Origin of the sequence: Scopulibacillus cellulosilyticus (assembly GCF_042665295.1) — a bacterium.
GTDB classification, from domain to species: Bacteria; Bacillota; Bacilli; order Bacillales; family Sporolactobacillaceae; genus Scopulibacillus_A; species Scopulibacillus_A cellulosilyticus.
The window spans coordinates 35,241-48,261 of record NZ_JBHTCO010000011.1; the positions used below are offsets into that span (position 1 = coordinate 35,241).

9 protein-coding genes, 1 pseudogene and 1 other annotated feature are annotated in these 13,021 nt (G+C 39.9%); all 10 genes and pseudogenes read left to right on the forward strand.

Going from position 1 to position 13,021, the window contains the following annotated elements; all coding sequences use genetic code 11:
- Positions 1-87: 87 nt before the first annotated feature.
- Complete coding sequence (locus ACFQRG_RS09595) at positions 88-384, forward strand: post-transcriptional regulator (protein WP_380965681.1); 297 nt, start codon at positions 88-90, stop codon at positions 382-384.
- Between the two features lie 166 nt (positions 385-550).
- Positions 551-2,756: pseudogene (gene secDF / locus ACFQRG_RS09600) on the forward strand (protein translocase subunit SecDF).
- 266 nt (positions 2,757-3,022) lie between these two features.
- Complete coding sequence (locus ACFQRG_RS09605; RefSeq protein ID WP_380965682.1) at positions 3,023-3,349, forward strand: LapA family protein; 327 nt, start codon at positions 3,023-3,025, stop codon at positions 3,347-3,349.
- A gap of 23 nt (positions 3,350-3,372) precedes the next feature.
- Positions 3,373-5,742: a single-stranded-DNA-specific exonuclease RecJ gene (recJ, locus tag ACFQRG_RS09610; protein WP_380965683.1), complete on the forward strand. Its 2,370-nt coding sequence runs from the start codon at positions 3,373-3,375 to the stop codon at positions 5,740-5,742.
- The gene (locus ACFQRG_RS09615) at positions 5,720-6,232 is read left to right on the forward strand and encodes an adenine phosphoribosyltransferase (protein WP_380965684.1); all 513 of its coding nucleotides are present in this window, start codon (positions 5,720-5,722) and stop codon (positions 6,230-6,232) included. The genes recJ and ACFQRG_RS09615 overlap by 23 nt, the downstream gene beginning before the upstream one ends.
- A 75-nt stretch (positions 6,233-6,307) precedes the next feature.
- The gene (locus ACFQRG_RS09620) at positions 6,308-8,482 is read left to right on the forward strand and encodes a RelA/SpoT family protein (protein WP_380965822.1); all 2,175 of its coding nucleotides are present in this window, start codon (positions 6,308-6,310) and stop codon (positions 8,480-8,482) included.
- 131 nt (positions 8,483-8,613) lie between these two features.
- A complete protein-coding gene (dtd, locus tag ACFQRG_RS09625; RefSeq protein ID WP_380965685.1) occupies positions 8,614-9,063 on the forward strand; it encodes a D-aminoacyl-tRNA deacylase in 450 nt (149 codons plus the stop codon).
- 336 nt (positions 9,064-9,399) lie between these two features.
- Entirely contained in the window at positions 9,400-9,555 is a 156-nt protein-coding gene (locus tag ACFQRG_RS09630; RefSeq protein WP_380965686.1) for a hypothetical protein, read from the forward strand.
- Between the two features lie 73 nt (positions 9,556-9,628).
- Positions 9,629-9,867 (forward strand) — a binding site (T-box leader).
- Positions 9,868-9,916: 49 nt separating this feature from the next.
- The gene (hisS, locus tag ACFQRG_RS09635) at positions 9,917-11,185 is read left to right on the forward strand and encodes a histidine--tRNA ligase (protein ID WP_380965687.1); all 1,269 of its coding nucleotides are present in this window, start codon (positions 9,917-9,919) and stop codon (positions 11,183-11,185) included.
- A gap of 2 nt (positions 11,186-11,187) precedes the next feature.
- Positions 11,188-12,972, forward strand: a complete 1,785-nt coding sequence (gene aspS, locus ACFQRG_RS09640; RefSeq protein ID WP_380965823.1) for an aspartate--tRNA ligase — start codon at positions 11,188-11,190, stop codon at positions 12,970-12,972.
- The last annotated feature ends 49 nt before the right edge of the window (positions 12,973-13,021 follow it).

The window sequence follows — 13,021 nt, forward strand, 5'->3', positions numbered from 1 at the left end:
ATGACTAGATCCGGGCGGTTTTAAGAAGAATTTATATTTTCCATTAGTTTGACTTGTGCTATGATAATATCGATAGGAGTGATGGACTTGTCTCATACACAAAATTACCAAGAATGGCGTCATCATATTCAACCATTTCTTAATAGTAAGCTTGAAGAATTCCATTCATTGGGACTGAAGCGGCTAACGATGAATGAATTATGGACATTTATCGAAGAAACGATGGAGAAAAAGGACAAATCGTTAAAACTTCACGAATTTGTCAATCATGTGATGGGCTTATCCGTTAATGATTATATGAATAAATTAAGGAAAGATATGTTCAAAGGGTCAGCTTCTTTTCTGGAGGAGAACCTTCCCGGCCTTAACAATCCTGCAGAATAATAAATGTTATCATTGACCGGTAACATATAAAAATTGACATGAAAATTGCCGGCTGGCTATAATGGATATATTATGTTTACGAATAAGATGCAGAATAAGTTGTAAAAGCATTGTTCAAAAAGGAGGACAAGTCTTTTTGGACGACATCTGGAAAGGAGAAAAGTGCATGGTCAAAAAGGGAAGGATTGTCTCCTTTTTTCTTATAGTCATTATATTGGCCATTATTATAGGTTTTACTTTTAAGCCTATCATACATAATTTAAAGCTCGGCCTTGATTTAAAGGGAGGCTTTGAAGTCCTTTATCAAGTTGAACCTCTTAAAAAAGGGGAGAAAATAACTAATAAAACAATGCAAAGTGCGGTTGCAGCGATTAATAAAAGGGTTGACGCCCTGGGGGTCAGCGAACCGGAAATTTCAATTCAGAACGGGCACCGCATTGATGTTCAGCTGCCCGGCGTAAAAGATCAGGCGAAGGCAAGAAAGCTGTTATCAACAACAGCAAACTTAAGCTTCCGGGATGTTAATGACAAACTTATGCTTGATGGTTCAGATTTAGCACCGGGAAAGGCAAAAGTTGCCTTTGATCAAATGAACAAACCAATTGTTACATTGCAATTGAAAGATGCAGATAAGTTCGGAAAAATAACGAAAAAGTTATCGAAATTACCGCCACCAAACAATAAATTGGTTATTTGGCTTGATTATCAAAAAGGCGATTCTTATAAAAAAGAAGTTACTAAAAAGCATCCGAAATTTATCTCAGATCCTGCAGTAAATCAAGAGTTGGATACTAACAATGTAGAAATTACCGGCGACTTTACGATGAACCGTGCCAATACATTGGCGGAGCTCCTTAATGCCGGCGCTCTTCCTGTTAAGATGAAGGAAATCTATTCAACATCAGTTGGTGCGCAATTTGGTCAGCATTCTATGTCAGAGACTGTTTTTGCAGGAGCCATCGGTGTCGCAGCGATTTTCTTATTTATGCTTTTATTCTACCGTTTTGGCGGATTCATCGCTGTCGTATCACTTTGTGTTTATATCTATTTAACTCTCGCAGTCTTTATCGGCTTGCAGGCTGTTCTTACATTGCAAGGTATAGCTGCTTTAATTCTCGGGGTCGGTATGGCGGTTGACGCCAATGTCATTACTCTTGAAAGAATAAAAGATGAACTCCGGTCAGGGAAAACAGTATTATCGGCCTACCGGGCAGGTAACAGGCGATCATTTTGGACAATCTTTGATGCCAATATCACAACGATTATCGCTGCAGCAGTTATGTTCGTTTTAGGTCAAAGTGAAGTTAAGGGATTTGCAATTATGCTGATTGTAAGTATTCTTGTCAGCTTTATTACTTCCGTATATGGATCGCGATTATTCCTTAGCCTTTGGGTCAGGAGTAAGGCTTTAAATAATAAACCGGGATTATTTGGTGTGAAAAAGGGTGATATTAGTGATCTTTAAAAACTTTGATTTTATCAAACACCGCAACAAGTTCTTTATCCTTTCGATCGCTATTGTCATCATTGGCATCATCAGCTTATTTTTATTTCGCTTAAATTTAGGCATTGACTTTTCCAGTGGCACTCGCGTCGATATTATGGGGAAAGAGCCGCTTTCTATTAATCAGATTGACCAAAAGTTTAAAGAATTAGGATTTAATCCGGAACGTCCAGTATTATCCGGGAATAAGCATAATATCGCGACGGTAAGGATTAATAAGAATTTAAATCAGGATCAAGTTGCCAAGATTAAACAAGCTTTTAAAAATGAATTGGGCGTTGATCCAAATGTCAGTACAGTATCGCCGCAAGTCGGCCGTGATTTGGCCAAAAACGCTTTTTGGGCGGTTGCTATCGCTTCTATTATCATGATTATTTATATTACGATCCGATTTGAATTTTTGCAGGGGATCGCGGCAATCATCGCTTTACTTCACGATGCTTTTTTCATCGTCACTATATTCAGCTTGTTCCATCTTGAAGTAAACATTGAGTTCATTGCAGCTGTCTTAACAATTATCGGATATTCAATTAATGATACGATTGTTACTTTTGACCGGATTAGAGAAAATATTAAGCTGTCTGAGAAAAAACCGACAACTTTTAAGGAATATGGGGAAATTGTCAATAGAAGTATCCGGCAAACCTTAGTCCGATCTATCAATACAGTTTTAACAGTTTTGCTGCCGGTTATTGCACTTTTGATATTTGGAAGTGAATCAATCAGGAACTTTACCATTGCTTTGTTTGTTGGTTTAATTGCCGGGGTGTATTCTTCCATTTTTATTGCATCCCCGCTATGGGCTGTTTGGAAATCCGGTTATATAAAAAGAAAGAAAAAAAAGAAAGCCGCCCAGCCGCAAACATAATAAAATAGTCAGAAAGGGTGTTAAGGGGGAAATCCTCTTCTTAACGCCCTTTTTTATTAGGGGATGTTCAAAAAGTTTGGGAAAGAGTAACGTTAAGTTGTAGATGTATGGTAGTGCTCCTGCGCCGACGCTTATTCTAGGTAGTGTTTCCAACTTCTCGTCGCAAATCTGCTGGGAAGCATATTCAAGCAGTTGCTTGGCTCTTTTTGTCCTCCTTTTTGAATACAAATTAATAAGATAAATTTAAAAAAGGTGAGGTGAAGAAAATGAAGGCACATGCAGGCATTATTCTAGCACTTATATTTGTTTTAATTATAGCCATATTCTCAGTTGTTAATGTTGATTCCGTTACCGTTAACTTTTTATTTGCTAAAGCGGAATGGCCGCTTATTCTAGTTATTATCGTCTCTGTACTCATGGGTGCGCTTATTGTAGGGTCTATTGGTTATGTTAGAATTTTTAAATTGCAAAGAGAGTTAAATAAGGCTAATTCAGAATTGGAGAAATATCGCGGAGAAGGAGCTGCTTTAAGAAGACAGCTCGTTGGCGAAGAGGATGAGAACCTTGATGAAAAGCAGCCTCCTCATGTATAATTGTTTCGTTAAGAGGTGTTTATATGCTTAAGCCAACGACACGATGGCATGTTAAAACAGTTGATGAACAACAGGCAATTCAGCTTGCCGAATCGTTAAATGTTTCACCATTTATCGGAAAACTGCTTTTAGGCCGCGGCATAGCTGAGACGGCACAGGCAGAAACTTTTATAAATAAAGATGAACAAGCCTTTTATGATCCATTTTTAATGGATGGTATGAAAGAAGCAGTTGACCGTATTCATAAGGCGATAAATGATCATGAAAGTATTTTAGTTTTTGGTGACTACGATGCTGACGGCGTTAGTTCGACCTCTCTTCTTGTAAGAGCATTGCGGGAGTTAGGGGCTGACGCCTCTTTTTATGTTCCTAATCGTTTTACTGAAGGGTACGGCCCCAATATACCAGCGTTAGAAAAAGCAAAAGAACAGGGCATCGGGCTTGTTATTACTGTAGATACCGGTATCGCGGCTGTTGAAGCAGCGAGACGGGCAAAAGAACTGGAACTGGATTATATTGTGACAGACCACCATGAGCCTCCTCCTGAGCTTCCAGAGGCATATTGTATCATCAATCCTAAGAAGCCCGGCTGTCCTTATCCCTTTAAATCATTGGCAGGCGCAGGTGTTGCTTACAAACTTGCTCATGCATTAACAGGTGAGCAGCCAAGTGATTTACTGGCGTTAGCTGCTATCGGCACTATCAGTGACCTTGTTCCGTTAGTTGATGAGAATAGGCTTATTGCGTCAAAAGGATTGGATATCATTAATCAAGGGTCATTTATTGGAATTGAAGCTCTCTTATCTGTCAGCAGCATTGAAAGACCCGTTGACAGCGAACATATTGGTTTTGGTATCGGTCCACGCTTAAATGCTGCCGGGAGGATGGATCATGCGGGTCCTGCTGTTGATTTGATGTTAACCAATGATCCTGCCTCAGCTAATCAGCTCGCCCTTGATTTAGATAATCTCAATCAAGAGAGAAAGTCAGTTGTTGATCAAATGACAAGACAAGCTTTGAAACAGGCAGAAAAACAGTATGATAAAGGACAAAAGTTTTTCGTCATTGCCGGTGAAAATTGGCATGAAGGTGTTATCGGCATTGTAGCCTCCAGAGTTGTTGAAAAGTTTTATCGGCCAACCATTGTATTCTCAATTAACCCTGAAACAGGTCTTGCCAAAGGTTCGGCAAGAAGTATCGAAGGGTTCGATATTTTCCAGGCATTATCCGGTTCAAGGGATATATTGCCGCATTTTGGCGGACATCCAATGGCGGCGGGAATGACCGTGGCATCGGAAAATTTATATCTTTTGTCAAGCAGGCTGAATAAATATAGTGATGTCATGCTAACAGAGGATATTTTGACACCGTTGACGACGGTTGACTGTGAATGCAATGTGCAAGATATTACCATTGATGTCATTCAAGAGTTAAATATACTGGCACCATTTGGCGTAGAAAATCCTAAACCAAAATTCGCAATTAAAAATGCTCACATCTCAGGATTAAGAAAAATCGGCAAGAACCAAAACCATCTGAAATTAGCATTTACAGACAATGAGTCGTCCTTGGACGGCATAGGATTTTACCTTGGTGACAAGTATGATCAGATGACACCGGACGTTCAAGTATCTGCTGTCGGTCAGTTATCTGTTAACGAATGGAATGGTTTTAGAAAGCCGCAAATGTTAGTTGAGGATATCAAGGTTGATGAATGGCAGTTATTTGATTTACGTAATGAGCAAAAAATACAAGAACGGTTAACGAAGATTCCAAAAGAAAAAAGGCTGATGATCGCTTTTCATAAACAGACGATTGAGCAATTGGAATTGAATCAACTAGAGGATGAGATTTATTCCTTTGATGACATAGATTCAGAGGCGCTTAAAAGGGAATACTTAGTTTTATTAGATTTACCGAATGACAGGCAGCAACTTAAATCTCTTTTACAAAAGAGAGATTTCCCTGAACGGATTTATGTAATATTCCATCATACTGAGGAACACTTTTTTTCTGAATTTCCTGCCAGGGATCATTTTAAATGGTTATATGCGTTTATTTTAAAGCAAGGCTCCTTAAACTTTTCGAAGATGGCAAGCAGTATTGCCCGTTATAAAGGTTGGCAGAAGGAGACCGTCTATTTCATGGCAAAGGTGTTTTTTGATTTAGGTTTTGTTAAAATAGACAATGGTGTTATGACTGTAAACCCGGCTCCGGAGAAAAAGCCTTTAACAGAATCCCGTATTTATCAACAAAGGCGGGAGCAAATGGAGCTTGAAGATATATTTTGTTATTCCTCCTATCAATCGTTAAAAGATTGGTTTAATCAGCGGCGATTAGAAAGGAGCAGCATAGAGGAGGCTGCAAGCAGTGAATTACAAGGACTATATTGAAATCGTGAAAGACTTTCCAAATGAAGGGATTGTTTTTAAAGATATTACTCCGCTAATGGCTGACGGAGATGCTTACCGGGCAGCGGTAAATGATATTACCGCATACGCCAAAGAGAAACACGCCGACGTGATTGTCGGTCCCGAAGCAAGAGGGTTTGTTGTAGGATGTCCCGTTGCGTATTCTTTAGGCCTTGGATTTGTACCTGTAAGAAAAGAGGGTAAGCTGCCTCGGGAAGTTGTTAAGGTAAATTACGGCAAAGAATATGGGAAGGATGCGCTAACTTTACATAAGGACGCCATACAACCCGGTCAAAAAGTTATTATTACAGACGACCTTCTGGCCACAGGCGGCACAATCAAGGCAACCATTGATTTAGTTGAGCAGCTTGGAGGCGTTGTCGCAGGGCTTGCTTTTATGATTGAATTAACTCAGTTAAAAGGTAGAGAAAAGCTTGACAACTATGATATATTTACATTAATGCAATATTAAAATGAGAGTGCTCGGGAAGGGCGCTCTTTGTTTATAAAGTTAAGCAGCGGTAAATTTTTAAAGGTGATGGATTATATGACGATTGATGAATTATTGGATAAGGCATCATCCTACCTTAACCAAGAACAAGTAGATAAAATAAAACAAGCCTATGATTATGCTGAACAGGCGCATGATGGCCAATTCCGCAAGTCGGGAGAGCCATATATTATTCATCCTGTTGAGGTTACCAGCATATTAGTTGATTTGGAAATGGATCCAACAACAATAATTGCCGGATTACTGCATGATGTTGTTGAGGATACCCCGGTCACCCTTGAAGATATCAAAGAAACGTTTGGTGAAGAAGTGGCGCTTCTTGTTGACGGTGTGACCAAGTTGAGAAACTTTGAATTTACATCAAAGGAAGACCAGCAAGCTGAAAATCACCGGAAAATGTTTGTTGCAATGGCAAGAGATTTACGATGTGTATTGATTAAGTTAGCCGACCGGCTTCATAATATGAGAACGTTAAAATATATGTCAAAAGAAAAGCAGCTGCAAAAAGCAAATGAGACCTTGGAAATCTTTGCACCGCTTGCTAACCGTTTAGGTATTTCAACAATAAAGTGGGAATTAGAAGATATTGCATTACGTTATCTTAACCCGCAGCAATATTACCGTATTGTTAATTTAATGAAACGGAAGCGTCAAGAGCGTGAAGATTATATTGCTGAAGTCATTGATGATATAGAAGATCGGGTTGAAGAAGTTCATATTGACGCAGAAATCTCTGGAAGACCTAAGCATATTTATAGTATTTATCGAAAAATGGTTCATCAAAATAAGCAGTTTAACGAGATCTATGATTTGCTTGCTGTCAGAATTCTCGTTAAAAGTATTAAGGATTGCTATGCTGTCCTGGGTATTATTCATACACAATGGAAGCCGATGCCAGGACGTTTTAAAGATTATATTGCTATGCCGAAAGCCAATATGTATCAATCTTTGCATACAACAGTGGTTGGTCCAAAGGGAGATCCATTGGAAGTACAAATTAGAACTCATGATATGCACAGGGTGGCAGAATATGGGATTGCTGCGCACTGGGCATATAAAGAAGGAAAACCTAAAAATGTCAATAATAAATTCGAAGATAAATTGGCATGGTTCCGGGAGATTCTTGAATGGCAGAATGATACAGCAGATGCCAAAGAATTTATGGAATCGCTGAAAGTGGATTTATTCTCGGATATGGTTTTCGTTTTTACACCAAAAGGCGATGTCATAGAATTGCCTGCCGGATCGGTCCCGATTGATTTTGCGTATCGAATCCATACGGAAATCGGAAACCAGACTGTCGGTGCTAAAGTTAACGGTAAAATGGTGCCGCTTGACCATAAATTGAAAACGGGTGACATTGTTGAAATGCTCACCTCCAAACATTCATACGGTCCAAGCCAGGATTGGTTAAAAATCACGCAAAGCTCTCATGCCAAAAACAAGATTCGCCAATGGTATAAAAGACAGCGCCGAGAAGAAAATGTAACCAAAGGCCGTGAACTGATTGAAAAAGAACTGAAAAATCAGGGTTTTGATCTTAAAGAAATTCTTACTCAAGATAACCTTTCAAATGTTGCACAAAAGTATAATTTCGCAACAGAGGAAGAAATATACGCAGCAGTCGGTTATAACGGCATTACGGCTAAACAGGTGGTTACGCGGCTGACTGAAAAAGTGCGCAAAAGCCAAGAGCAAAGTGCGGAAAAAATATTAAATTCATTTCCTGATGTAAAGACTTATACACCAAAAAGACGGACCGAATCAGGTGTGAGGGTAAAGGGTGTTGATAATTTATTAATAAGATTATCAAAATGCTGCAATCCTGTGCCGGGAGATGAAATCGTCGGCTATATTACAAAAGGCAGGGGTGTTTCAATACATCGGAAAGATTGCCCGAATATTAACCATGATCATGATGAAGAACGTTTGCTTGAAGTTGAGTGGGAAGGTTATACTGAAACAACGAAGCAATATAACGTTGATATTGAAATTACCGGCTTTGACCGCACCGGTTTACTGAATGATGTTCTTCAGGTTATTGCTGAGAGTCATACAATGATGCATGCCGTTTCCGGAAAATCTGATAAAAATAAAATAGGTATCATTCATATGACCATTGCGATCCGTAATATCAGCCATCTTAAAAAAGTCGTTGACAAAATAAAGAAAATCCCTGATATATACAGCGTCAGACGCGTCATGCAATGAGCACCGAGCAAAACATCTCGAACTGCTCCGAGTTGCGACGAGAAACGGCACAACTTCTTTGAATATGCGCCGGCGCAGGAGTACCACCACCACGACCAACCCATACACCAGAAGCTTTAGGAGAGATTTTTATGAAAGTTGTTGTACAAAGGGCAAAAAATGCTGCTGTTATCGTTGATGGAGAAACTGTCGGTCAAATTGATAATGGATTATTATTGCTAGTCGGTATTAAGCATGATGACACCATTGATGATCTTAAATATACGGCTGATAAGATTGCGGGATTAAGAATTTTTGAAGATCACGAAGAGAAAATGAATTGGTCAGTTCAAGATGTTAAAGGGGATATACTATCAGTATCCCAATTCACTCTGTACGGCGATGTCAGTAAAGGCAGACGCCCCAATTTTATGGAAGCAGCCAAGCCTGATCAAGCCCAAAAACTATACGATCAATTTAATCATTTGCTAAAAGAGAAAGGGCTCCGTGTGGAGACAGGACGTTTTGGAGCAATGATGGACGTATCTTTTACAAATGACGGTCCTGTAACGCTGATTGTTGAAAGCAAAAGAAAAAATTAAAATCAAGTTCAAAAAGGAGGACAAAAAGAGCCGACACTGGTTAAAAACGTCACGTCCATGTGACAACGCCAGTACTAGCACGTCCTGTGCGTCGGAAGTTCAAGGAAGCGCAGCCTTCGAGCACCGGAGCGACGAGCAAATCTTCTCGAAATAACTTCGAGTTGCGACGAGAAGTTGGCGATGCATCCGTGAATATCCTGCGGCGCAGGAGCACAACCATTCCTTTCCGGACTTTTTGAACTTCCTTTTAAAGTTTAATTTTGGCCTCTTTGGGCTATCCTAACCTAAAAGTACGTGTTCAAATTTTGAACAGTCTTTAAAAGGAAGGGACAGCCAATGAGAATTAACCGTTCACACTATACGCGGATTTTCCATAAACAAGAAGACCATAAAGAGGCAGCTTTAATTATGGCATTCAATGACCATGTTCTTGATCCGACTCAACACAGCCGGGAAACTATTTCGGAAATAAAAAGAAAATTTTTTCGTTAAAATCGGTTGACAATATAAATAATTATAAGTAATATATTGAAACATAAATAGTTTTAGAACTTGTATTTTACGGACAAAACCGATGATGGAGAAAGTAATTAGGTTACGTGTGATAAGAGAGGAAATGCCGCGGCTGTAAGCATTTCTGCATGCGTCTAATGAAAGACACTTCGGGAGGTGTCTCTCTGAAACTTTGGGAGTAGGAGAGAACGTTGCAGGCGTTAACTGCTTTATGAGAAAGATAATGCTTTTTTAGGTATTTATCTTTAAATAAAGGGTGGCACCACGGATTTATAAAATTTCGTCCCTTGTTCATCGTAACGATGAGCAAGGGACTTTTTATTTAGCTAGGAGGTTTATCATGAGTATTCAAATTCCAAGAGGGACACAAGATATTCTCCCTGATGAAATCAGCATCTGGCAGTATATTGAAGAACAAGCCAGGCTTGTGTTTAAACAGTTCAACTATCATGAGATACGCACCCCAATTTTCGAATCAACTGAGCTCTTTCAGAGAGGGGTAGGCGATTCAACTGATATTGTTCAAAAGGAAATGTATACATTTGAAGACCGCGGCGGGAGAAGCTTAACGTTACGGCCGGAAGGGACTGCATCCATTGTCCGGTCATTTGTTGAAAATAAAATGTTTGGCTTGCCTAATCAGCCTGTTAAGCTTGGATATATTGGTCCAATGTTTCGCTATGAGCGTCCGCAATCGGGGCGTACCCGTCAATTTACGCAAATCGGAGTGGAAGCGCTTGGCAGCAACGATCCTTCAATAGATGCTGAAGTAATTGCCTTGGCGATGACACTTTATCACAATCTCGGGTTAAAGAATCTTAAATTAGTACTTAATAGTCTTGGAGACCCGGAGAGCCGTCAAGCCTACCGTGAAGCATTAATCGAGCATTTTAAGCCGTCAATCAATGAGTTTTGTTCAGACTGTCAGAAGCGGCTGGAGCAAAATCCGCTGAGAATCCTGGATTGTAAAGTAGACAGGGAACATCCTGCCATGAAAACAGCACCTTCGATATTGGACTATTTAAACAGTGAATCACGGTCTTATTTTGATCAGGTTAAAAAAATGCTTGATGATATGGGGATTTCGTATATTATAGATCCTAATCTCGTTCGCGGTCTTGATTATTATAATCACACGACCTTTGAAATCATGGGTGAAGGATTCGGGGCTATTACAACACTATTAGGAGGCGGACGCTATAACGGCTTGGTCAGTGAACTGGGCGGCCCGGAAGTACCTGGTGTCGGATTTGCATTCGGTGTTGAAAGATTGCTGCTCGCTCTTCAAGCGGAAAATGTCATGCTTCCTATTAACGAAACGATAGATTGTTTTCTCGTTGCAATTGGGGAAAAAGCTAAAGAAAAATCAGTGCCTATTCTTTTTAACTTAAGAAATGCCGGTCTATCCGCTGATAAAGATTATATGGACAGAAAGGTAAAAGGTCAGTTTAAGCAAGCTGACAGGCTTAAAGCTCAATTTGTAGCCACGCTTGGCGAGGAAGAATTAGAAAAAAATATCATCAATGTTAAGAACATGACAACCGGGGAGCAAGAACAAATAGCTATTAATGAACTGGAAGCATATTTACAAAAACATTTGCAGAGGTGACAATCATGTATCGAAATGAATATTGCGGGCAATTAACCGAAAAACACGTCGGTAAACAGGTCAAATTAGCAGGCTGGGTCCAAAAAAGAAGAGATTTGGGCGGGTTAATTTTTATTGATTTAAGAGACCGTTCAGGACTTGTACAAATCGTTTTCAATCCGGAAATCTCTAAGGAAGCGCTTGAAACCGCAGATAAAATCAGAAGCGAATATGTCATTGAAGCCGAAGGGGAAATTGTCCTTCGCGATGAACAATCAATCAATAATAATATGGCCACTGGAACAATAGAAATGGTTGTCCAAAATGTTGCCATTATTAATAAATCAAAAACGCCGCCTTTTGAAATTAAAAATCAAACGGATGTTTCTGAAGATGTCCGCTTAAAATATCGTTATTTAGATTTAAGACGTCCTGAGATGCTGGAAACTTTCAAAATGCGGCATAAGATCACTAAGAAAATCCGTGATTTTCTTGACGAAAAGGCCTATCTGGAAATTGAAACGCCAATGTTAACAAAGAGTACGCCGGAGGGGGCACGGGATTATTTAGTGCCAAGCCGGGTACACCCGGGAGAATTCTATGCACTTCCGCAATCGCCGCAAATTTTCAAGCAATTGTTGATGGTTGCAGGGATGGAGAAATATTATCAGATTGTTCGTTGTTTTAGGGACGAAGATCTTCGGGCTGACCGGCAGCCAGAATTTACACAAGTTGATATTGAAATGTCCTTTTTCGAACAAGAACCGTTTATGCAAATGATGGAACAAATGATGGTTGAGCTTGTTAAAGACATTAAAGGTATTGAGATTAGCCAACCGTTTGAACGAATGCCTTATAGTGAGGCGATGGGCCGATATGGCAGCGATAAGCCGGATACACGCTTTGGCATGGAACTTATCGATTTATCCACTGCTGTTAAAGATTGCGGTTTTAAAGTATTTAGCCAAGCGGTCGCCGGCGGGGGTCAAGTCAAAGCTATCAACGTTGCAGGTCAGGCAGCCAATTATTCCAGGAAGATGATTGATGCATGTGCTGATTTTGTTTCCACATACGGTGCCAAAGGGTTAGCATGGCTGAAAGTTGAAGACGACGGTTTGAAAGGACCGATTGCAAAATTCATTGATGAGCTGGCAGCCGCTAAAATTATTGAAAAGACTCAGGCTAAACCGGGAGATTTACTTTTATTTGTTGCTGATTCACCAAAGGTTGTTGCCGATAGTCTGGGCGCGCTCCGTTTGAAATTAGGTAAAGAACTTGATTTGATTGATCAAACTTCTCTTAATTTCCTTTGGGTTACAGAATTCCCGCTTCTTTCGTACGATGAAGATGCTGGCCGCTATGTTGCGGAACACCATCCATTTACGATGCCTATGGCTGAAGATGTAGATCTGCTTGAAACTGATCCTGGGCAAGTTAGAGCTCAAGCTTATGATTTAGTGCTCAATGGATATGAATTAGGCGGCGGTTCTCAGCGTATTCACCAAAGAGATATTCAAGAAAAAATGTTTAAGGCACTTGGCTTTTCAATGGACGAAGCTAAAAAGCAATTCGGCTTTTTGATGGAAGCCTTTGAATATGGGGCACCGCCGCATGGCGGCATCGCTTTAGGACTTGACCGCCTTGTAATGATTCTGGCGGGACGTTCAAATTTACGGGATACGATTGCTTTTCCTAAGACTGCGAGCGCTTCATGTTTATTAACAGAAGCACCGAGTCCTGTCAGCCCTGATCAGCTCAAAGAACTTCATTTAGATATTCGCTGTAAGACGTCTGAAGCTAAGATATAAATCATTAGAATATAGACCAAAAAATTTATTGAAATTGTGCAAGCTGTAT

Excerpts from the sequence above, each read along its gene's own strand:
- ACFQRG_RS09605 (WP_380965682.1), top strand. The coding sequence starts at position 3,023 with ATGAAGGCACATGCAGGCATTATTCTAGCACTTATATTTGTTTTAATT.
- recJ (WP_380965683.1), top strand. The coding sequence starts at position 3,373 with ATGCTTAAGCCAACGACACGATGGCATGTTAAAACAGTTGATGAACAA.
- ACFQRG_RS09620 (WP_380965822.1), top strand. The coding sequence starts at position 6,308 with ATGACGATTGATGAATTATTGGATAAGGCATCATCCTACCTTAACCAA.
- dtd (WP_380965685.1), top strand. The coding sequence starts at position 8,614 with ATGAAAGTTGTTGTACAAAGGGCAAAAAATGCTGCTGTTATCGTTGAT.
- ACFQRG_RS09630 (WP_380965686.1), top strand. The coding sequence starts at position 9,400 with ATGAGAATTAACCGTTCACACTATACGCGGATTTTCCATAAACAAGAA.
- hisS (WP_380965687.1), top strand. The coding sequence starts at position 9,917 with ATGAGTATTCAAATTCCAAGAGGGACACAAGATATTCTCCCTGATGAA.